This is a genomic window from Acidovorax sp. JMULE5, assembly GCF_013376875.1.
Taxonomy (GTDB): domain Bacteria; phylum Pseudomonadota; class Gammaproteobacteria; order Burkholderiales; family Burkholderiaceae_C; genus Acidovorax; species Acidovorax facilis.
The window spans coordinates 1,205,055-1,225,143 of record NZ_CP035951.1; the positions used below are offsets into that span (position 1 = coordinate 1,205,055).

General features: G+C 65.4%; 18 protein-coding genes. 12 read left to right on the plus strand and 6 right to left on the minus strand.

Going from position 1 to position 20,089, the window contains the following annotated elements; translation table 11 throughout:
* Positions 1-86: 86 nt before the first annotated feature.
* Both EXV95_RS05485 and EXV95_RS05490 read right to left on the minus strand, forming a co-directional pair.
* Entirely contained in the window at positions 87-1,214 is a 1,128-nt protein-coding gene (locus EXV95_RS05485; protein ID WP_055396025.1) for a branched-chain amino acid ABC transporter substrate-binding protein, read from the minus strand.
* A 131-nt stretch (positions 1,215-1,345) separates the two neighbouring features.
* A complete protein-coding gene (locus tag EXV95_RS05490; protein ID WP_055396105.1) occupies positions 1,346-1,546 on the minus strand; it encodes a hypothetical protein in 201 nt (66 codons plus the stop codon).
* Here EXV95_RS05490 and EXV95_RS05495 point away from each other — a divergent pair.
* Positions 1,545-1,682 (plus strand): hypothetical protein, encoded by a 138-nt coding sequence (locus EXV95_RS05495; RefSeq protein WP_176886101.1) that lies wholly within the window; start codon positions 1,545-1,547, stop codon positions 1,680-1,682. The two genes, EXV95_RS05490 and EXV95_RS05495, sit on opposite strands and share 2 nt — an antisense overlap.
* Positions 1,683-1,968: 286 nt before the next feature.
* Here EXV95_RS05495 and EXV95_RS05500 read toward each other — a convergent pair whose 3' ends face one another.
* Positions 1,969-2,403 (minus strand): DNA polymerase III subunit chi, encoded by a 435-nt coding sequence (locus EXV95_RS05500; protein ID WP_176886102.1) that lies wholly within the window; start codon positions 2,401-2,403, stop codon positions 1,969-1,971.
* Positions 2,404-2,410: 7 nt separating this feature from the next.
* On the minus strand, positions 2,411-3,907 hold the full coding sequence (locus EXV95_RS05505; RefSeq protein ID WP_121506227.1) for a leucyl aminopeptidase: 1,497 nt from the start codon (positions 3,905-3,907) through the stop codon (positions 2,411-2,413).
* Between the two features lie 73 nt (positions 3,908-3,980).
* Here EXV95_RS05505 and lptF point away from each other — a divergent pair, with 73 nt between their 5' ends.
* The 5 genes from lptF to EXV95_RS05530 all read left to right on the plus strand — a co-directional run bounded on the left by lptF (position 3,981) and on the right by EXV95_RS05530 (position 8,913).
* Positions 3,981-5,084: an LPS export ABC transporter permease LptF gene (gene lptF / locus EXV95_RS05510; protein WP_176886103.1), complete on the plus strand. Its 1,104-nt coding sequence runs from the start codon at positions 3,981-3,983 to the stop codon at positions 5,082-5,084.
* Positions 5,081-6,187, plus strand: coding sequence for an LPS export ABC transporter permease LptG (gene lptG, locus EXV95_RS05515; RefSeq protein WP_176886104.1), 1,107 nt, complete (start codon positions 5,081-5,083; stop codon positions 6,185-6,187). Before lptF ends, lptG begins: the two co-directional genes overlap by 4 nt.
* An 87-nt stretch (positions 6,188-6,274) precedes the next feature.
* Entirely contained in the window at positions 6,275-6,601 is a 327-nt protein-coding gene (locus tag EXV95_RS05520; RefSeq protein WP_370460195.1) for a sirohydrochlorin chelatase, read from the plus strand.
* A 66-nt stretch (positions 6,602-6,667) separates the two neighbouring features.
* Positions 6,668-7,609, plus strand: a complete 942-nt coding sequence (locus tag EXV95_RS05525) for a CysB family HTH-type transcriptional regulator (RefSeq protein ID WP_010458783.1) — start codon at positions 6,668-6,670, stop codon at positions 7,607-7,609.
* Positions 7,610-7,761: 152 nt separating this feature from the next.
* Positions 7,762-8,913, plus strand: a complete 1,152-nt coding sequence (locus EXV95_RS05530; protein ID WP_176886106.1) for a pyridoxal phosphate-dependent aminotransferase — start codon at positions 7,762-7,764, stop codon at positions 8,911-8,913.
* Between the two features lie 21 nt (positions 8,914-8,934).
* Here the strand turns inward: EXV95_RS05530 and EXV95_RS05535 are convergent, their stop codons facing one another.
* The gene (locus EXV95_RS05535) at positions 8,935-9,837 is read right to left on the minus strand and encodes a DMT family transporter (RefSeq protein WP_176886107.1); all 903 of its coding nucleotides are present in this window, start codon (positions 9,835-9,837) and stop codon (positions 8,935-8,937) included.
* Positions 9,838-10,337: 500 nt separating this feature from the next.
* Here EXV95_RS05535 and kdpF point away from each other — a divergent pair, with 500 nt between their 5' ends.
* From kdpF to EXV95_RS05565, 6 genes are all read left to right on the plus strand, one after another.
* On the plus strand, positions 10,338-10,433 hold the full coding sequence (gene kdpF, locus EXV95_RS05540; RefSeq protein ID WP_010458774.1) for a K(+)-transporting ATPase subunit F: 96 nt from the start codon (positions 10,338-10,340) through the stop codon (positions 10,431-10,433).
* Positions 10,430-12,235, plus strand: coding sequence for a potassium-transporting ATPase subunit KdpA (gene kdpA, locus EXV95_RS05545; RefSeq protein ID WP_176886108.1), 1,806 nt, complete (start codon positions 10,430-10,432; stop codon positions 12,233-12,235). Before kdpF ends, kdpA begins: the two co-directional genes overlap by 4 nt.
* A gap of 168 nt (positions 12,236-12,403) precedes the next feature.
* Complete coding sequence (gene kdpB / locus EXV95_RS05550) at positions 12,404-14,470, plus strand: potassium-transporting ATPase subunit KdpB (RefSeq protein ID WP_176886109.1); 2,067 nt, start codon at positions 12,404-12,406, stop codon at positions 14,468-14,470.
* 173 nt (positions 14,471-14,643) lie between these two features.
* Positions 14,644-15,261, plus strand: coding sequence for a potassium-transporting ATPase subunit KdpC (gene kdpC / locus EXV95_RS05555; protein ID WP_176886110.1), 618 nt, complete (start codon positions 14,644-14,646; stop codon positions 15,259-15,261).
* Between the two features lie 67 nt (positions 15,262-15,328).
* Positions 15,329-18,046, plus strand: a complete 2,718-nt coding sequence (locus tag EXV95_RS05560; protein ID WP_176886111.1) for a DUF4118 domain-containing protein — start codon at positions 15,329-15,331, stop codon at positions 18,044-18,046.
* Between the two features lie 144 nt (positions 18,047-18,190).
* Complete coding sequence (locus EXV95_RS05565) at positions 18,191-18,901, plus strand: response regulator (protein WP_176886112.1); 711 nt, start codon at positions 18,191-18,193, stop codon at positions 18,899-18,901.
* Positions 18,902-19,107: 206 nt separating this feature from the next.
* Here the strand turns inward: EXV95_RS05565 and EXV95_RS05570 are convergent, their stop codons facing one another.
* On the minus strand, positions 19,108-20,058 hold the full coding sequence (locus tag EXV95_RS05570) for a YafY family protein (protein WP_176886113.1): 951 nt from the start codon (positions 20,056-20,058) through the stop codon (positions 19,108-19,110).
* Positions 20,059-20,089 lie beyond the last annotated feature (31 nt).

Here is a 20,089-nt window from a genome sequence, read left to right on the forward strand (position 1 = left end):
ACAATAAAAAAGGGCTTCCCAAAGGAAGCCCTTTTGTTTGGAGCTCTCCAAAGCCAAAAAGACCTTGAAGAGCGAGACCACTCCGATTACAGAGGGGTCTTCTTGCCGTCCTTGTAGACGTACAGAGTGATGGCGGGGTTCTTCATTTCGCCATTGGGTTCAAAAGCGATGGTGGAGGTCACACCCTTGAAGCTGGACTTGGCCAGTTCGTTCACATAGACCTTGGGGTCCACGGAATTGGCGCGCTTCATGGCGTCCACCAGCAGGAACGTGGCGTCGTAGGTGTAAGGGCTGTAAACCTGGAATTGGTTGGGGTACTTGGCATCGTACTTGGCCTTCCAGGCCGTGCCGCCGGGCATCTTGGCCAGCGAAGAGCCGCCTTCAGCACAGATCACGTTGCCCAGGGTCTTGGCACCCGCTGCGAGCTTGGCGATTTCAGACGTGCAGACGCCGTCACCACCGAAGTACTTGACGTTGCCCATGCCCAGTTGTTCCATCTGGCGCAGCATGGGGCCGGCTTGAGGGTCCATACCGCCGTAGAACACGGCATCAGGGTTCTTGGACTTGATGGCCGTCAGGATGGCCATGAAGTCGGTAGCCTTGTCGGTCGTGAACTGCTCGTCCACCACTTTCATGCCCTTGGCAGTGGCAGTCTTCTTGAACACGTCTGCCACACCTTGGCCGTAAGCGGTACGGTCGTCGATGATGGCAACGGTCTTCAGCTTGAGCGTATCCACAGCATAGAACGCCAGGCCAGCGCCCAGGGCGTTGTCATTGGCGATGATACGGAAGGTGGTCTTGTAGCCAGGCTTGGTGAGGTTGGGGTTGGTCGCAGCGCCCGTCACCATCGGGATGCCGCAGTCGTTGTAGACCTTGGAAGCAGGAATGGTGGTACCGGAGTTGAGGTGGCCGACAACGCCTGCAACTTTGGAGTCGCACAGCTTTTGTGCAGCGGCCGTGCCCTGCTTTGGATCGGCAGCGTCATCTTCAGCTTGAAGTTCGAACTTGATCTTCTTGCCGCCGATGGTGATGCCTTGAGCGTTCAGCTCTTCAATGGCCATGCGGGCGCCATTTTCGTTGTCCTTGCCGTAGTGGGCTTGAGCGCCGGAAACCGGAGCCACATGGCCGATCTTGACCACCTGCTCTTGTGCAGAGGCCACACCAGCAACAGCCGCGATAGCAGCAACCACGGTCAGTTTCAACTTCAATTGCATATCAAATCTCCAGTAAAGATAAACGCTGAGAATCTTCTTGTGTCTCAACGCAGGCGAACATATCGCAATTTACGGGCCAGATCATTAGGGAACACGATTAAACGCGAGAGAAACCACAGGGGAATACCCTGTCATCCCTTTGGCACCGAGGCCGCGCCACTGGCCAGCTCGTCCGCCACCGCCTCGTACACGGCATGCCGGACCACGGATTCAATCTCTTCACGCAGTCGCGGCAGCACCGATCGTGTCTGCTCCTGCACCACGGTGGCGATGGCTTCGCGCAAACGTTGATCCAGCACAACGTCCACACGCTGCATGACTCTGTGCACCATGTACTCCTCCATGCCTTCAGGCAGTGGCCGGGTGAGCTGCGGTCTGGGCGTCTTTGAAGACCCGAGGGTGGATGCGAGAGATGCAGGCGAAGACGAAGACGTGGGAGCCGCTACCGCCGCAACGGGAGCCCGGTGAACCACTGGGGCGGGGGCGGGCGCGGCCTGCATAGGCGCTGGTGCAGCAGGGCGTGGCGCCATCACGGCAGGCGGGCGGGCACTGGGCAAAGGTGGGCTCAGCGGGCGTGCCGCAGGCTGCGCTGCTGTCGGGCTGGGTCTTGCAGCGGGCAACGCGGACGGAGACATGACCGTGGTGCGCAATGGTGCAGAGGACGCTGGCGGCAGAGGCGCGGAGTCCGGCACCTGCACCACTTCGGTGAGGGTGGGAACAAAGCGCGGGGGCGTTTTGGGAGGAGGCAGCGCCATCAGCCAGCTTTCAGCACCAAGTCGTGGCGGGTGATGGCATAGCCGCGCGATGCATAGTGGCGCCAGCGCGCCCGGGCCTCGCCGCGATCCAACTCGTCCTGCGCACTCACCACTTCCACCAACCGATCAAACCGGCCAAATCCCTCCGGCACCTCGGCGTGCAGGTTCAGCAGCACGTCATGGTGCGGGGCAGAGCGGGCATCGGCCGTCAGCAGCACAGGAGATGCCTGGACCAGTTCTTCATCGGCATCGCCCAGGCAATGGGCTACAAAGTCTTGCGGAGCAAGGGTCCAGAGCATGCGATCCAGTGCCGCCAGCGTGTCGGGCGGAGCCGCAATCACCAAGCGGGCCCCGCTGCGCTGCACCTTGCGCGCAAAGCGGCATGCGTAGGCCAGCTTGTCCGGCGCATTGAAATGAAACGCAACCTCGGTCATGGCACGCTCAGGCCGTCTTGGTGCGCACGGAGCGTTTTGCCGCCGCAGGCTTGGAAACCGGCTTGGCACGGGCCTGGCCCATCAGATAGTGCACCAGAAGTCCCACCGGCCGCCCTGTGGCACCTTTGGCGGCGCCACCCTTCCAGGCCGTGCCAGCAATATCCAGGTGCGCCCATGGCACGTCGCCCACGTACTTTTGCAGGAACTTCGCGGCGGTGATGGAGCCCCCCGCACGGCCGGCTACATTGCCCATGTCGGCGAAATTGCTCTTGAGACCATCGGCATAGTCGTCGTCCAGCGGCATGCGCCAGCAAGGGTCCTGGGCAGACTCGCCAGCCTGCTGCAATGCGGATGCCAGGGGATCGTTGTTGGCGAACAGACCACTGCGCACACCACCGAGCGCAATCACGCAGGCGCCGGTCAGGGTGGCGATGTCCACCACGGCGGCAGGCTTGAAGCGGGCGGCGTAGGTGAGCGCATCGCAAAGCACCAGACGGCCTTCGGCGTCGGTGTTCAGGATTTCGATGGTCTGACCGCTCATGCTCGTGACCACGTCACCCGGCTTGACGGCACGGCCATCGGGCATGTTCTCGCAGGCGGGTATCAGCCCCACCACATTGATCGAGGGCTGCAACTCTCCCAGAGCGCGAAAGGTGCCCAGCACGCTGGCAGCGCCGCACATGTCGAACTTCATCTCGTCCATCTCCGGGGCAGGCTTGATGGAGATGCCCCCGGTATCGAACGTAATGCCCTTGCCCACCAGCACGACGGGAGCCTGGTCCTTGGCCGCGCCGTTGTAGCGCAATTCGATGAATCTCAGGGGTTCCTCGGAACCCCTTGCCACAGCGAGGAAGGCGCCCATGCCCAACCGGGCAACTTCGGCCGGGCCGTGGACCTTGCACTGGATGCGGGGCAGCTTGCTCAGGGTCTTGGCGGCATCGGCGAGCAGGGTGGGGGTGGCATGGTTGGCGGGGCGGTTGCCCCATTCCCGCGCAAACTCCACCCCAGCCACCAGCGCCACACCGGCGTCGAAGTCCTCGCGCACATCCGGGGCGGTGGGTACACCCACCACGCAGCGGCTCAGGCTGCGCGCCTCCACCTTGGTCTTGGTGGTGGTGTAGACATAGCTCACTTCGGCCACGGCCTGCACAGCGGCGCTGACAGAAGCGGCTTGCACGGCTCCGGCAAAACACAACACTACCCGTTTGGTCTGCGGCGCCTTGACCGCCCCCCCCACCGCCTGCAGCGCCTGGCGGGTGGCACGGGCAGATCCGTCACCCTGCCCCACCAACACTACGCGACGGGCGGCAACGGCAGGCACCTGGTACAGCTGCAGGTGCTTGCCCGCCTTGGTGGCCAGATCCCCGTTCTTGAGCGCCAGGGCCGCCAGGGCGGACAGCGCATCCTTGCCGGGCTTGAAGCCCTCAGGAAGCAGCACAACCAGCAGGTCGCATTTCTCTGAAGCTGCCGCAGCAAGGTCAAGGGTCTTGAGATCAAAGTTCATAATCGGTGTTTTCCTTTTGAGCGTGCTATGCACTTTGATATGCACGCAAAAGTGCATAGCGCGCTCCTAGCCAATGTTATTCGATTCATCCATCCGCAAGGAGCTGGCGCGCAGCTTTGGCGCGACGCTCGTGGTGCTGGTGACCGTGGTCATGACCATGATGCTCATCCGCACCCTGGGACAGGCATCCAAGGGCAGCGTGAGCCCTTCCGATGTGATGCTGGTCATGGGCTTCACCGTGCTGGGGCAGTTGCCCACCATCTTGAGCCTGAGCCTCTTCATCGCTGTGGTCGGCACACTTTCGCGCATGTACCGTGACAGCGAAATGGTCATCTGGTTTGCCAGCGGCCGTGGCCTCATCAGCCTGCTGCGGCCCTTGCTGCGTTTTGCGTGGCCGGTCATGGTGGTCATTGCTGTGCTGTCGCTGCTGGTGTGGCCCTGGGCCAACTCCCAGATTCAGGAGCTCAAGACGCGCTACGAACAACGCAGCGACATCGACCGCATCGCGCCCGGCGAATTCCAGGAATCCTCCAACGGCAGCCGGGTGTTCTTCATCGACAAGGACAGCCCCGACACGCAGGCTGGCAACAACATCTTCATCGCCGCCACCGACGGCGCCCGCGAATCCGTGACCTCTGCGCGCAGCGCCCGCCTGGAGACACGGGGCGGCGAGCGCATGGCCGTGCTGAGCGAGGGCCAACGGCTGGAGACCTCGCGCGACAAACCCGGCGTCAAGATCAGCGAGTTCGCTGAATACGGCACCCGCATTGGGTCGGCACCCGCAGGCTCGGCGGAAGAACTGTCTGTGAAGACCCGCGCCACGCACGAGCTGCTGATGCAACCCTTGCCCGCCTACCGCGCCGAGCTGGGCTGGCGCCTGGGGCTGGCGCTGGCCGCCATCAACTTCGTCGTACTGGGCCTGGCCGTGGCCAGCGTCAACCCGCGCGCTGCGCGCAGCACCAGCCTGGTGTTCGCGCTTTTTGCCTTCATCGTGTACTACAACCTCATGACGCTGGGGCAAAGCTGGGTGGGTGCGGGCCGGTTGGGCCTGCTGAGCTTCATGGTGCTGCTGCATGGCGGCATGCTGACCATGTCGCTGCTGATCCTGGCTGCGCGCCACAACCACTGGACCGTGCGGCGGCTCTGGCAGCCCCGTCCGACCAGGAGCCCCGCATGAAAACCATTCGCCGCCTGATCCACCGCGAAGCCCTGTTCGCCGTGGCCTTTGTCACCGCCGGATTTCTGGCGCTGTTTTTCTTTTTTGACTTGGTGGACGAACTGCGCTGGGTGGGCCGCACCGGCGCCGAGGGCTACCAGCTCTCGCACGCATTCCTGTTCGTGGTGCTGAGCATTCCCAGCCACCTGTACGAATTGCTGCCCATTACCGTGCTCATCGGAACCATCTTCGTGATGGCGCGGCTCGCCCAAAGCTCCGAGTTCACCATCATGCGCACCAGCGGCATGGGCCCGTGGCGCGCCTTGCGCACCTTGGTGGCGCTGGGGGGCTTCTTTGTACTGTTGACCTTTGCGGTAGGCGACTACATTGCGCCGCTGACCGACCGCGCCGCCCAACTCGTCAAGGTGCGGTACCTGGGGCGCCTGACCACTGGCGCCACGGGCGCCTGGCTCAAAGAGCGCCAGGACGACCACTCCTATGCCGTGAACGTGCGCGCCCTCACACCCAATGGCGGCATGCTGGACGTGCGTATCTTTGAATTCGATGCCAAGGGCCGACTCGCCTCGCAGACGCGGGCCGCATCCGGCCAGTTTGGGCCGGACGGTGCCTGGAACCTGGAGAAGGTGCAGCGCAGCCGCTTCGAACAACGCGGCAACGACGAGGCGCGCGTGGAGCACCTGGATGCCCCCACCCTGCAGTGGCCCACGCGCATCAGCGCCGACATGGTGGCCGCCTCGCTGCTCAAGCCCGACCGCATGGCCACCATCGACCTGTTCCAGTACATCCGCCATCTGGACGCCAACGGCCAGTCTGCCCAGCGGTATGAAATCGAGTTCTGGCGCAAGGTCTTCTACCCCCTCAGCTGCCTGGTGATGGTGGTGCTGGCCCTGCCCTTTGCCTACCTGCATTTCCGCTCGGGCGGCATTGCAGGCTATGTTTTTGGCGGCGTCATGGCGGGCATCAGCTTCTTCCTGCTGAACAACGTATTCGGCTACGCAGGCAACCTCCAGAACTGGTCGCCCTGGCTCACCGCCGCCGCGCCGGGGCTCATCTATTCCGTGCTATCGCTGGCGGCCTTTGGCTGGCTGGTGCTTCGCCGGTAAAACTTTTTAAAGCCTTTTTGGCCTCTACCGCTTATGCAGCAAGCGCAAGCCGCTATCATTTTATTCGCACACGGTTCGCGGGACCCCATGTGGCGCATGCCGCTGGAGGCCGTTGCTGCGCGCATCACCGCGCAGCAGCCCGGCCGGCCGGTTCTGTGCGCCTACCTGGAACTGTGCACACCATCGCTGGCAGATGCCGCCCAGCAACTCGCCACACAGGGCGCCACGCAGGTCACCGTGGTGCCCATGTTCCTGGGCACCGGCAAACATGCGCGCGAAGATCTGCCCCTTTTGGTGCAGGACCTGCACGCCGCCCACCCGGGCGTCCAATTCCATGTGCAGACCGCCATCGGCGAAGATCCGCGGATGACCGCATTGATGGCAGAAATCGCCTGCGAGACGCCCCAAAACTGACGGGTTCCGTTGAAACGCCTTAGATGCTTGCAGCATAATGATGCAACCCTTTAGGTGATATCAGATATGAACCTGCACCAATTCCGCTTCGTTCAAGAGGCCGCCCGCCGCAACCTCAACCTGACCGAAGCCGCCAAGGCGCTCCACACCTCCCAGCCAGGCGTTTCCAAGGCCATCATCGAGCTGGAAGAAGAACTGGGCGTGGACATCTTTGCCCGCCACGGCAAACGCCTCAAGCGCATCACCGAGCCCGGCCAGCACGTGCTCAAAAGCATCGAAGTCATCATGCGCGAGGTGGGTAACTTGAAGCGCATTGGCGAGCAGTTCAGCGCACAAGACAGCGGCACGCTCAGCATCGCCACCACCCACACCCAGGCCCGGTATGTGCTGCCCGTGCCCGTGGCCCGGCTGCGCGAGGCCTACCCGAAGGTCAACATCAGCCTGCACCAGGCCACGCCGCACGAGGTGGCGCGCATGGTGATCGACGAAGTGGCCGAGATCGGCATGGCCACCGAATCGCTGGCTGACTACCCTGAACTCGTGACCCTGCCCTGCTACGAATGGCAGCACGTGCTGGTGGTGCCCAACGACCACCCGCTGGCGCAGAAGGAACGCATCGGCCTAGACGACCTCGCACATGAGGCGCTGATTACCTACCACCCCTCCTTCACCGGCCGGGGCAAGATCGACCAGGCCTTTGCCGCCCGCAAGCTGCAGCCGCGCATCGTGCTCGAAGCCATTGACTCCGACGTGATCAAGACCTACGTGCGCCTGGGCCTGGGCATCGGCATCGTGGCCGAGATGGCCATGCGCGACGACCCGGTGGGCGACCTGGCCGTGCGCCCTGTGGGCCACCTTTTCGGGCAGAGCGTGGCACGCGTTGCCTTCAAGCGCAGCGCCTACCTGCGCAACTTCGTCTACAAATTTGCCGAACTGCTGAGCGACCGGCTGAGCCGCGACCTTATCGCACGTGCGATGACGGGGCACGTCAACGACTACGAACTTTGAAACACCCCCTGAGCCGCTTCGCGTCTTCCCCCTCCAGGGGACGCCGCCCGTGGCCTGGCAAAGCCAGTTCCACGGCGTCTGCTGGCTTGGCCTGCTCCGCGGCCTTCAGGTCGATAAACGCTGCGCCGATTTCCAATGATTGACACTACGCAATGAGCACTCCTTCATTCCCCAGCAAGCTGCCCCATGTCGGCACCACCATCTTCACCGTGATGTCGGCCCTGGCCACCGAGCACAAGGCCGTCAACCTGGGCCAGGGCTTCCCAGACTTTGAATGCGCCCCCGAGCTGGTGAACGCCGTCACCGCTGCCATGCAGGCCGGGCACAACCAGTACCCGCCCATGCCCGGCATCCCCGCGCTGCGCGAGGCCGTGGCCCGCAAGATCGAGGCGCTGCACGGCCGCGCCTACAACCCCAATACCGAAATCACCATCACCGCTGGCGCCACGCAGGCCATCATCACCGCCATCCTGGCCATCGTGCACCCGGGTGATGAGGTGATCGTGCTCGACCCCTGCTACGACAGCTACGTGCCCAACATCGAGTTGGCGGGAGGCAAGGCGGTGCGCGTGCCGCTCACGCCCGGCACCTTCCGCCCTGACTTTGCCAAGATCAGCGCTGCCACCACGCCGCGCACCCGCGCCATCCTCATCAACAGCCCGCACAACCCCAGCGCCACCATCTGGACGGCCGAGGAAATGCGCCAGCTCGAAGCACTGCTCGCCCCCACCGACATCCTGCTCATCAGCGATGAGGTGTACGAGCACATGGTGTTCGACGGCGCCGAGCACCAGAGCGCAGCGCGCTTTGCGGGCCTGGCCGCCCGCGCCTTCATCGTGTCGAGCTTTGGCAAGACCTTCCACGTCACGGGCTGGAAAGTCGGCACCGTGGCCGCGCCCGCGGCGCTGACGGCCGAGTTCCGCAAGGTGCACCAGTTCAACGTGTTCACCGTCAACACGCCCATGCAGCACGGGCTGGCCGCCTACCTGCAGGACCCCGCGCCCTACCTGCAACTGCCCGCGTTCTACCAGGCCAAGCGCGACCTGTTCCGCCAGGGCTTGGAGGGCTCGCGCTTCAAGCTGCTGCCCAGTACCGGGAGCTACTTCCAGTGCGTGGACATCTCGGCGATCAGCGACTTGAACGAGGCCGATTTCTGCCAGTGGCTCACCCGCGAGGTGGGCGTCGCCGCGATTCCGCTGTCAGCGTTCTACGGTGACGGGTTTGACCAGCGCGTGGTGCGGTTCTGCTTTGCCAAGAAGGACGAAACTCTGCGCGCCGCGCTGGAGCGACTGCGCAAGCTGTGATCTGCAGGGCCTATTGAGGCCCTACCTCGTCTGCCGCGCCAGCCACACCCCCGCCACTGCCAACGCCATCCCCACCAGCGCCCAGCCGCTGAGCGTCTCGCCAAACATGGCCCAGGCGATCAGCGCGGTGGTGGGCGGGGTCAGGTAGAACAGACTGGCCACATTCACTGCGCCGCCCCGGCGAATGAGCAGGTTCAGCAGGCTCACGGCCCCCAGCGAGAGCACCAGCACGAGCCAGCCCAGCGCAAACACAAATTCGCCGGTCCACGATATGGCCATGGATTCGGTGGCGTAGGCGACGGCGGCCATGGCCACGGCACAGGGCAGGTACTGAATCACCGAGCCCGTGCGCAAGTCGAACGAGGGGCAAAACCGTTTCTGGTACAGCGTGCCGGCCGTGATGCCCAGCAGCGCGACCACAGCGGGCAGCAGCATGCCCATCAGTGCATTGGCTGGCACGGTGGCCACCTTGCCGGCCACCACCAGCGCCACGCCGGTAAAGCCCAGGGCCAGGCCCGCCCACTGTGCAGGCCGCACTTTCTCGCCCAGCAAAGCCCCGGCCACCAGGGCGGTCAGCAGTGGCTGCAACCCCACCACCAGCGCCGTGATGCCCGACGGCAGCCCGTGCCCGATGGCCATGAACACCCCGCCCAGGTACACGCCGTGCACCAGCAGGCCCGACACCCCAATGTGCAGCCAGGCCCTTCCCGTTGGCGGCCACGGCGCACGCGCCACGGCGACCACCGCGAGCATGAGCACGATGACGATGGCAAACCGCAGCGCCAGAAAGGTCAGTGGCTCCACATACGGCAGCCCCAGCTTGGCGCCGATAAAGCCGGTGCTCCAGAGCGCCACAAACAGCAGAGGGACGAGGGAATCGAGCGGACTGGAAGCGCTGGGACGGAGTGGAGTGGCCTGGGTCATGAAGAAAAGAAACGAAAACCGGGGTGGGGATGATCTCACCTTGCGAGCGCCTTGGCTCCGGGCTCGCGTCCAAGCACTGCTCTGACCCGGCTCCCTTGCTAGAAAGCCTCAGCGTGTGCCCCAGCAAGGCGTGCAGCAGCAGACACACCCAACGCCTGCACCACCACCAGCCAACCCGTGCCCCGCACAAAGGTGAATCAGAGCAAAAACAGCCTATAGCGCAGGAAGATAAAGCGCCAACAGCTATCAACTGGATAGCACACCACCACACACCTGTTTGATAGTCCGGCCGCGCGCCCGCGCATCTTGATGCGATCTTGATACCCCACCCCGCACTCTTGCGCTCGTCTTGATGCGGCCATTCCTAGCATCGGTCCATGTCTCAAGGAGAACGCTATGGACTGGATATTTTTGCCGACAGCAGGCCTGCTCTGGCTGGCTGTCTATGGGCTGGCCCAGGGTTGCGCGCGGCTGCAACAGCAAGCGCAAGGGGGGCGGTCATGACCAGCGGCTGGATGATTCTGGCGGCCGTGCTGGCTGCTGCCCTGTTGGTGTACCTGGTCGCTGTGCTGCTGCGGCCGGAGGACTTTTCATGAGCACCGGTGCCTGGCTGCAATTGGCAGTGTTTATCGCACTGCTGCTGGCGCTGGCTTGGCCGCTGGCGCGCTGGATTGACGCCGTCATGGCAGGCCGCTTTGCCCTGGGGCGGCGGCTGGAGGGGCCGCTGTTCAAACTGGCTGGCGTGCGGCCCGACGAAGAAACTGGCTGGCTGCGCTACGCGCTGGGCCTGCTGGTGTTCAACGGCCTGGGCGTGCTGGCCGTGTATGCGCTGCAACGCTGGCAGGCGGTGTTGCCCCTCAACCCGCAAGGCATGGCTGCCGTGTCGCCGGACTCGGCCTTCAACACGGCCATCAGCTTTGTCACCAACACCAACTGGCAAGGCTATGGTGGCGAGAGCACCATGAGCTACCTCACGCAGATGCTGGCGCTGACGGTGCAGAACTTTCTGTCTGCCGCCACAGGTCTTGTGGTGGTCATTGCACTGGTGCGTGGTTTTTCAAGGCACTCTGCACAATCCATCGGCAACGTATGGGCCGACCTGACCCGTGCCACGCTGTGGGTGCTGCTCCCTCTGTCGCTGGTGCTGGCCGTAGTGTTTGCAGGCCAGGGCGTGATCCAGAACCTGTCACCCTATACCGAGGCACAGACGCTGGAGCCCGTCCACTACGACGCCCCCAAGCTCGATAGCGCAGGCCATCCCGTGCTCGACGCACAAGGCGCCCCGGTCACCGAGCCCGCCACACAAACCACCCAGACGCTGGCCATGGGCCCCGTGGCCTCACAGCTAGCCATCAAGATGCTGGGCACCAACGGCGGTGGCTTCTTCAACGCCAACTCGGCCCACCCGTTCGAGAACCCATCGGCCGCCAGCAACCTGCTGCAGATGCTGGCGATCTTCCTCATCCCCGCCGCGCTGTGCCTGGTGTTTGGCCGCATGGTGGGCGATGAGCGCCAGGGCTGGACGATTCTGGCAACGATGAGTCTCCTCTTCGTGGTCGCAGTAGCAGCAGCCACCGCCTTCGAGCAGCAAGGCAACCCGCTACTGGCCTCACTGGGCGTGGACCAGGCCGCCAGCGCCCTGCAGGCGGGCGGCAACATGGAAGGCAAGGAAACGCGCTTTGGCATTGCCACCTCGGCCCTGTTCGCCGTCATCACCACGGCCGCTAGCTGCGGCGCGGTGATTGCCATGCACGACAGCTTCACGCCCCTGGGCGGCATGGTGCCCATGGTGCTCATGCAGATGGGCGAGGTGGTATTTGGCGGCGTGGGCTCGGGCCTGTACGGCATGCTGGTGTTCGCCATCATGGCCGTGTTCATTGCCGGGCTGATGATTGGCCGCACGCCCGAATACCTGGGCAAGAAGATCGAGGCGCACGAGATGAAGCTTGTGTCCATCGCGATCCTCATCACCCCGCTGCTGGTGCTGCTGGGCACTGCCGTAGCGGTGATGAGCGAGGCGGGCCGCGCTGGCCTGGCCAACCCGGGCGCGCATGGGTTCAGCGAGGTGCTGTATGCGCTGTCTTCCGCCGCCAACAACAACGGCAGCGCCTTTGCAGGCCTGTCGGCCAACACCCCGTTCTACAACACGCTGCTGGCCGTGGCCATGTGGCTGGGGCGGTTTGGCGTGATCGTGCCCGTGCTGGCCATGGCCGGTGCCCTGGCCGCCAAGAAGCGCGCCACCGCCACCGACGGCACCCTGCCCACGCACGGCCCGCTGTTTGTGGCACTGCTGGCTGGCGTGGTGCTGCTGGTGGGTTTGCTGAACTATGTACCTGCGCTGGCGCTGGGCCCGGTGGTCGAGCACTTAGGCGTCATGCATCGGGCATTCGTTGAATAAATCACCCGAATATCGATGCCATGCGGCGTTGCAAATCCTCGCCATAGCGGTGCTATGGCTGTGGTTTGCGCCTAGCCTGACACCGATCTCGGTCGATTTATCGATCAACGAACACCCAATGCATGACGCCCGCTCTGGCACCGTTAACGAGATATCTGGGAGATTGTGATGAGTCGCAAGACATTGACCCTATTCGACCCCGCCCTGGTACGCCCCGCGCTGCTGGAGGCTTTCAAGAAGCTGGACCCGCGCGTGCAATGGCGCAACCCGGTGATGTTTGTGGTGTACGTGGGCAGCGCCTTCACCACCGCACTGGCCGCCAGCAAACCCGAGGGCTTCACCGCTGCCGTGGCGCTATGGCTGTGGTTCACGGTGCTGTTTGCCAACTTTGCCGAGGCGATGGCCGAGGGCCGCAGCAAGGCCCAGGCGGCATCGCTGCGTGGCCTGAAAAAACAGACCTGGGCGAAAAAGCTCGATGGCCAGTTTGACCGCAACACCCCACGCACTGCCATGACCTGGCTGCCGCTGGAGGCCGGCAACCTGCGCAAGGGCGACGTGGTGCTCATTGAAGCGGGCGACGTCATACCGGCCGACGGCGAGGTGATCGACGGCGTCGCCTCGGTGGACGAGAGCGCCATCACCGGCGAATCCGCCCCGGTGATCCGCGAATCGGGCGGCGACTTCTCAGCCGTGACCGGCGGCACCCGCGTGCTGTCGGACTGGATGGTGGTGCGCGTGGCCGTGAACCCCGGCGAGACCTTTGTGGACCGCATGATCGCCATGGTCGAGAACGCCAAGCGCCACAAGACGCCCAACGAAATCGCGCTGACCATCCTGCTGGTGGCGCTGACCATCGTGTTCCTGGGCGTGGTGGTCACGCTGCTGCCGTTCTCGCTGTTCAGCGTGCAGGCCAGCGGCGCGGGCGAGCCTGTGAGCCTGGTCGTGCTGGTGGCGCTGCTGGTGTGCCTGATCCCCACCACGATTGCTGGCCTGCTCAGCGCCATTGGCGTGGCGGGCATGAGCCGCATGATGCAGGCCAATGTGATTGCGACCTCGGGCCGTGCGGTCGAGGCCGCGGGCGACGTGGACGTGCTGCTGCTGGACAAGACCGGCACGATCACCCTGGGCAACCGGCAGGCCAGCCAGTTCGTGTCCGCGCCCGGCGTGACCGATGCGGCCCTGGCCGATGCAGCGCAGCTTGCATCGCTGGCCGACGAAACGCCCGAAGGCCGCAGCATCGTGGTGCTGGCCAAGCAGAAGTTCAACCTGCGCGAACGTGACCTCTCCAGCCTGCAAGCCACGTTCGTGCCGTTCACTGCGCAAACGCGCATGAGCGGTGTGGACCTGCCCGGCCCCCGCCTGCTGCGCAAGGGCGCGGCCGATGCCATCCGCAAGCATGTGGAGGCCCTGGGCGGTCGCTTTCCGACCGCCGTGCAGACGGCGGTGGACGATGTATCGCGCCGTGGCAGCACCCCGCTGGTGGTGGCCGATGGCGCCCACGTGCTGGGCGTGGTGGAACTCAAAGACGTGGTCAAGGGCGGCATCAAGGAGCGATTTGCCGAGCTGCGCCGCATGGGCATCAAGACCGTGATGGTGACGGGCGACAACCGCCTCACTGCCGCCGCCATTGCGGCTGAGGCAGGTGTGGACGACTTTCTGGCCGAGGCCACCCCCGAGGCCAAGCTGCAGCTCATCCGCAGCTACCAGGCCGCCGGCCAGCTGGTGGCCATGACGGGCGACGGCACCAACGACGCCCCCGCTCTGGCACAAGCCGACGTGGCCGTGGCCATGAACACCGGCACCCAGGCCGCCAAGGAGGCAGGCAACATGGTAGACCTGGACAGCAACCCCACCAAGCTCATCGAGATCGTGGAGACCGGCAAGCAGATGCTGATGACGCGCGGCTCGCTCACCACCTTCAGCATTGCCAACGACATTGCCAAGTACTTCGCCATCATCCCGGCGGCATTTGTCACCACCTATCCACAGTTGTCGGCGCTGAACTTCATGCACCTGGCCAGCCCCTCGTCGGCCATCCTGTCCGCCGTGGTGTTCAACGCGCTGATCATCATCTTTTTGATCCCACTGGCCTTGAAGGGCGTGCCCTACCGCGCCGTGGGCGCTGCCGCGCTGCTGCGCCGCAACCTGGCCATTTACGGGCTGGGGGGCATGGTGGTGCCGTTCATTGGCATCAAGTTGATTGACATGGTGCTGGCGGCAGCCGGGTTGAGTTGAATAAGGACCTCCCCCTGTGTCGCTTCGCGCCTTCCCCCTCCTCTCGCATCGCTGCGCTACGCGGGGAGGAGGACGACACCCTCGCTGCGGGGCGGCCCTTGCTCGGTGTCCCCTGGCCCGGACCGCGCCAGTCTGATGCGCAGCTCCCGGAATTTCATTGAAAGGAAAATCGTATGCCTATCCGTATCCCCCGCGACGACGCGCCCGCCAGCCCAGGCGGCCTGCTGCGCCCTGCCCTCACGCTGTTTGTCGTGCTGTCCATCGTCACCGGCCTGCTGTACCCGCTGGCAGTGACCGGGCTGGCGCAAACGGCCTTCCCGCACCAGGCCAACGGCAGCCTCATCACCCAGGGTGGCAAGGCAGTAGGCTCCGAGCTGATCGGCCAGGCCTTCACCGAGCCCGGCCACTTCTGGGGCCGCCCCTCGGCCACGGCACCCATGCCCTACAACGCACCGGCGTCCGGCGGCTCCAACCTGGGCCCCACCAACCCGGCGTTGACCGATGACGTCAAGGCGCGCATTGAAGCGCTCCGCGCTGCCGACCCGGGCAACACCCGCCCCGTGCCTGTGGACCTGGTCACCGCGTCGGCCAGCGGGCTGGACCCACACATCAGCCCGGCAGCCGCCGCCTACCAGGCCGAACGCGTGGCCCGCGCCCGGGGCCTGCCCGTTGCGCAAGTGGAGACGCTGGTGCAGCAGCACACCGACACCCCCTGGCTGGGCCTGCTGGGCGAGCCGCGTGTGAACGTGCTGGCCTTGAACCTGGCGCTTGATTCGCTACCAAAACCATAGCTGCTTGCGCTTGATAGATAAGCGCTAGAGGTCTATTTGACTCCAAATTGACGAGTACACTGTGCCCATGCAGGATCGCCCCGACCCCGACGCGCTGCTGCAGCGCATCCAGCAAGAGCAGGCCCAGCAGCAGCGCGGGCGGCTCAAGGTGTTTTTTGGCGCCTGCGCGGGGGTGGGCAAGACCTTTGCCATGCTGTCTGCCGCGCGGGCGGCGCAGGCGCAGGGCCTGCCCGTCACCATTGGCGTGGTCGAGACGCATGGCCGCGCCGACACCGACGCACAGACGGCCCACCTGCCCCGCCTGCCACTGCGCGCCCTGCCCTACAAAGACCGCACCCTGCCCGAATTTGACCTGGACGCCGCCCTGGCCTGGGGGGCCGCGAACCCCGAGGGCCTGGTGCTGCTCGATGAGCTGGCCCACAGCAACGCACCGGGCTCGCGCCACCCCAAGCGCTGGCAAGACGCCGAAGAACTGCTGGCCGCAGGCATCGACGTGTGGTCCACCATGAACGTGCAGCACCTGGAGAGCCTGAACGACATCGTGAGCGGCATCACCGGCATCCGCGTGTGGGAGACGGTGCCCGACCAGTTTTTTGACGCCGCCGACGAAGTGGTGGTGGTAGACCTGCCGCCCGACGAGCTGCTAGCGCGCCTGAAGGCTGGCAAGGTCTACCTGCCCCAACAGGCCGAGCGCGCCGCCGCCAACTTCTTTCGCAAAGGCAACCTGCTGGCCCTGCGCGAGCTGGCCCTTCGCCGCACCGCCGACCGGGTGGACGACGAAATGCGCGCCTACCGCCGCGCCAGCACCACCACGCCTGCCGCCGTGTGGCCCAACCGCGAGGCCCTGCTGGCCTGCGTGGGCACCGGCGACAACGCCGAAAAAGTGGTGCGCAGCTGCGCCCGCCTGGCCGCCCAGCTCGACCTGCCCTGGCACGCCGTGCATGTGGAAACACCCGAACAGCAAGGCCAGTCGGCCACCCTGCACCCGCAGGTGGAGCGCACGCTGAAAATCGCGCAGCAACTGGGCGCCGCCGCCTGCGCCGTGCTGCCCGCCGCCCAGCCTGCACAGGCCCTGGTGCGCTATGCGCGCGAACACAACCTGGTGCGCGTGGTGATGGGCCGCAGCGCCCGCCGCTGGCCGTGGCAAGCCACGTTGGCCGAACAGATCGGCCAACGCGCCAGCGACCTGGACCTGCTGCAGGTGGGCACACTGCCCAGTCGATCCGACAACACAGACCGCAAAGCCACCCGCGCCCGCACCGCAGCCCCACGCACACCGTTCTGGCCCGGCTACATTGCTGCGGCGCTGGCCTGCTGCCTGGCCGCCGTCTTGGCCACGCCGCTGGCCAATGTGCTGGAGCTGACCAACATCGTCATGCTGTTTTTGCTGGTGGTGGTGGGCGTGGCGCTGCGCTTTGGGCGCGGCCCAGCCATCATGGCGGCGTTCCTGGGGGTGGGGTTCTTTGACTTTTTCTTTGTGCCGCCCCGCTTCAACTTTGCGGTGAGCGATGCGCAATACGTCGTCACCTTCGCCGTCATGTTGGTGGTGGCCCTGGTGGTGGGCCAGCTCACCGCCGGGCTCAAGGTGCAGGCCGAGGCCGCCACCGAGCGCGAACACCGCGTGCGCAGCCTGTACGACATGGCACGGGACCTGTCTGCCGCGCTGCTGCCCGAACAGGTGGCCGAGATCGGGGCCCGTTTCATCACGGGCGAATTCAGTGCGGGCAGCACGCTGGTGGTTGCCGACGACGATAACCGCCTGCAGGTGCTGCCCGGAGGCACCGCCCCCGTGGACATGGCCGTGGCGCAATGGGCATTTGAGCGCGGCGAGCCCGCAGGCCGGGGCACGGACACCTTGCACTCCAGCCCCACGCTGGTGCTGCCCCTGAAGGCGCCTATGCGCATCCGTGGCGTGCTTGTCGTTGCGATGCCACAGTGCCAGGTGCCCGGTGTAGAGCCACGCCGCCTGCTGCAGACCTGCGCCTCGCTGCTGGCCATTTCGCTCGAACGCATCCACTACATCGACGTGGCGCAAAAGAGCACGGTGCAGATCGAGTCCGAGCGGCTGCGCAATTCGCTGCTCTCGGCCATCTCGCACGATTTGCGCACCCCGCTGGCCTCACTGGTGGGCCTGGCCGAATCGCTGGCCATGGTGCAGCCGCCCCTGCCTGCCCATCAACAAGAGCTGACCGGCGCCATCCAACAATCCGCCCAGCGCATGAGCGCGCTGGTCAACAACCTGCTGGACATGGCCCGCCTGGAGGCTGGAGCCGTGCAGCTCAACAAGGCCTGGCAGCCGCTGGAAGAAGTGGTGGGCAGCGCCCTGGCCGCCAGCGCCCCGGCCATTGCAGCGCACCGTGTGGAAGTGACTCTGCCCGACGACCTGCCCCTGCTGCAGATCGACGCCGTGCTGATGGAGCGCGTGCTGGTCAACCTGCTGGAGAACGCCGCCAAGTACACGCCCGCAGGCACGGCCATCCGCATCAGCGCCCAGGCGCAAAGTGATGCGGTGGCCTTGAGCATCACCGACGAAGGCCCGGGCCTGCCCAAAGGCCGCGAAGAGCTGCTGTTTGAAAAGTTCGAGCGCGGCGCCCGCGAAAGCGCCACGCCGGGTGTGGGCCTGGGGCTGGCGATTTGCCGCGCCATCGTGCAGGCGCATGGTGGCAGCATCCGGGGCGATACGATCCTCAACGCCCAAGGCCAGCCAGCCGGAGCGCGCTTTACGCTGCTGCTGCCACGCGGCACACCGCCCACCGACCTGGGTACCGATGTCCCCTATGCATGATTCGCAAGGGTTCTCAGGTGCCGCCATCCCATCCGCTCGGGCTGAGCTTGTCGAAGCCGGGGCGCTGAGCGTCAGCAGCCCTTCGACAGGTTCAGGGCGAACGGAGCTATTTTTTCGGCCTCGCTGTCCTACCAAGCACGCACCATGACCGACCTGCCCACGCACATCCTCATCGTTGAAGACGAAGCCGATATCCGCCGCTTTGTGCGCCTGACGCTGGAAACCGAAGGCCACACCGTGCACGAGGCCGCCACGCTGCAGCGCGGCCTGATCGAGGCGGGCACCCGCCGCCCCGACCTGGTGGTGCTGGACCTGGGCCTGCCCGATGGCGACGGCGTGGACTTGATCCGCGACCTGCGCACCTGGTCGGCCATGCCCATCATCGTGCTCTCAGCCCGCAGCGCCGAGGCCAGCAAGATCGCGGCACTGGACGCGGGGGCCGACGACTACCTCGTCAAGCCCTTTGGCTCGGGCGAGCTGATGGCCCGCGTGCGCGCCCAACTGCGGCGCAGCCAGCGGGCATCCAGCGCCGAGGCCACACCCGTCATCCAGTTCGGGGACATCACCGTAGACCTGGCCCGCCGCACCGTGGCGCGCCGCACGGGGGAGGATGGCAGCGAGGCCCTGCACCTCACGCCCATCGAGTACAAGCTGCTCACGCACCTGGCATCCCAGCCCGACCGCGTGATCACGCACCAGCAGTTGCTCAAGGCGGTATGGGGGCCAGGCCATGCCGAAGACACGCACTACGTGCGCGTGCACATGGCCAACCTGCGCAAGAAGGTGGAACTCAATGCCTCCATGCCCCAGCATTTGCGGACCGAGGCGGGCATCGGGTACCGTTTCGTGCCTTGAGCACTCATACCCATTTGCTTTCAAAAATATGAAACCGTAGTTGTCCGTTGCGTTGTGCACCGCCCGCGATGCATGAAACTGGCGCAGCCCAAACCCAGTGCCGCCGCGCAAGGGCCGCCCCGCCGCGCTGGGGGCATCCCCCTCACAGATGGCGAAGCAACGTGAGAGAGGGGGAAGGCGCGAAGCGACTCAGGGGATGTTTCACTTCAGGCGCAGCGCAAGGCCCGCTCCCCCGCCACGCGCAAGCGCTCCTTCAACGAAACGGGTACAAGCACTTCGAACTCCACATCGAGCGCCATCAGCCAGTACACCAGCGAATCGTTGGCGCCGCATTCCAGCTGGCACCGCTGCCCCTCATCGAGCGCCGACACCACACCTGCCGACTGCGGAATGCGTCTGGCCATCTCTTGATACGGTGCATGCAACACAATGCGCGCCTGTTCGGCATGGGGCGCCACTGCAATCGAACGTGAAACGTATGCCTTCAGATCCCCGCCATCGGGCGACACCCGGGGCGCGAAATGGGCACCCACCGTGGGTGCTCCCACGATGCGGTCGATGCGGAAGGTGCGCCAGTCCTCCCGCACCCGGTCCCACGCCACCAGATACCAGCGGTGGCCGGTATGGGCCAGGCCCTGGGGCTCCACGCTGCGTTCGGCGCTGCGGCCCTTGCTGTCGCCGTAGGTGAACGCCAGGCGCAACTGGTCACGGCAGGCCGACGCCAGTGTGGCCAGCAGCGAGGCATCCACCACCGGCCCGACACGGTCCATGGGCAGGATGGTGGAGCGCAGCGCATCCACCTGCTGCCGCAGTCGGGCGGGCATGGCCTGCTCCAGCTTGACCAGGGCTCGAAGTGCGGGCTCTTCGATGCCGCCGACCGCGCCGGCCGTGGCAGTGCGCAGGGCAATCGACACCGCCAGCGCTTCGTCGTCGTCCAGCAGCAAGGGCGGCAGCGCCTGACCGGCCCGAAAGGCATAGCCGCCCGCCACGCCGCTGCTGGCATGCACGGGGTAGCCCAGCTGGCGCAGGCGGTCGATGTCGCGCCGCAAGGTGCGCGGGTGCACTTCCAGGCGCTCGGCCAGTTCCGAGCCCATCCAGTGGTTGCGTGTCTGCAGCAGGGAGAGCAGACGCAACAGGCGGGTGGATGACGTGAGCATGGCGCGACTGTACTGCGCATTGAGGGCCAAA

Bases quoted from the DNA above. Each gene is read 5' to 3' on its own strand.
- EXV95_RS05495 (WP_176886101.1), top strand. From the start codon at position 1,545: ATGTACTCCTCCATGCCTTCAGGCAGTGGCCGGGTGAGCTGCGGTCTG.
- EXV95_RS05565 (WP_176886112.1), top strand. From the start codon at position 18,191: ATGACCGACCTGCCCACGCACATCCTCATCGTTGAAGACGAAGCCGAT.
- EXV95_RS05525 (WP_010458783.1), top strand. From the start codon at position 6,668: ATGAACCTGCACCAATTCCGCTTCGTTCAAGAGGCCGCCCGCCGCAAC.
- EXV95_RS05485 (WP_055396025.1), bottom strand. From the start codon at position 1,214: ATGCAATTGAAGTTGAAACTGACCGTGGTTGCTGCTATCGCGGCTGTT.
- EXV95_RS05560 (WP_176886111.1), top strand. From the start codon at position 15,329: ATGCAGGATCGCCCCGACCCCGACGCGCTGCTGCAGCGCATCCAGCAA.
- EXV95_RS05500 (WP_176886102.1), bottom strand. From the start codon at position 2,403: ATGACCGAGGTTGCGTTTCATTTCAATGCGCCGGACAAGCTGGCCTAC.
- EXV95_RS05535 (WP_176886107.1), bottom strand. From the start codon at position 9,837: ATGACCCAGGCCACTCCACTCCGTCCCAGCGCTTCCAGTCCGCTCGAT.
- kdpF (WP_010458774.1), top strand. From the start codon at position 10,338: ATGACCAGCGGCTGGATGATTCTGGCGGCCGTGCTGGCTGCTGCCCTG.
- kdpA (WP_176886108.1), top strand. From the start codon at position 10,430: ATGAGCACCGGTGCCTGGCTGCAATTGGCAGTGTTTATCGCACTGCTG.
- kdpB (WP_176886109.1), top strand. From the start codon at position 12,404: ATGAGTCGCAAGACATTGACCCTATTCGACCCCGCCCTGGTACGCCCC.
- kdpC (WP_176886110.1), top strand. From the start codon at position 14,644: ATGCCTATCCGTATCCCCCGCGACGACGCGCCCGCCAGCCCAGGCGGC.
- lptF (WP_176886103.1), top strand. From the start codon at position 3,981: ATGTTATTCGATTCATCCATCCGCAAGGAGCTGGCGCGCAGCTTTGGC.
- lptG (WP_176886104.1), top strand. From the start codon at position 5,081: ATGAAAACCATTCGCCGCCTGATCCACCGCGAAGCCCTGTTCGCCGTG.
- EXV95_RS05530 (WP_176886106.1), top strand. From the start codon at position 7,762: ATGAGCACTCCTTCATTCCCCAGCAAGCTGCCCCATGTCGGCACCACC.
- EXV95_RS05520 (WP_370460195.1), top strand. From the start codon at position 6,275: ATGTGGCGCATGCCGCTGGAGGCCGTTGCTGCGCGCATCACCGCGCAG.
- EXV95_RS05570 (WP_176886113.1), bottom strand. From the start codon at position 20,058: ATGCTCACGTCATCCACCCGCCTGTTGCGTCTGCTCTCCCTGCTGCAG.
- EXV95_RS05490 (WP_055396105.1), bottom strand. From the start codon at position 1,546: ATGGTGCACAGAGTCATGCAGCGTGTGGACGTTGTGCTGGATCAACGT.
- EXV95_RS05505 (WP_121506227.1), bottom strand. From the start codon at position 3,907: ATGAACTTTGATCTCAAGACCCTTGACCTTGCTGCGGCAGCTTCAGAG.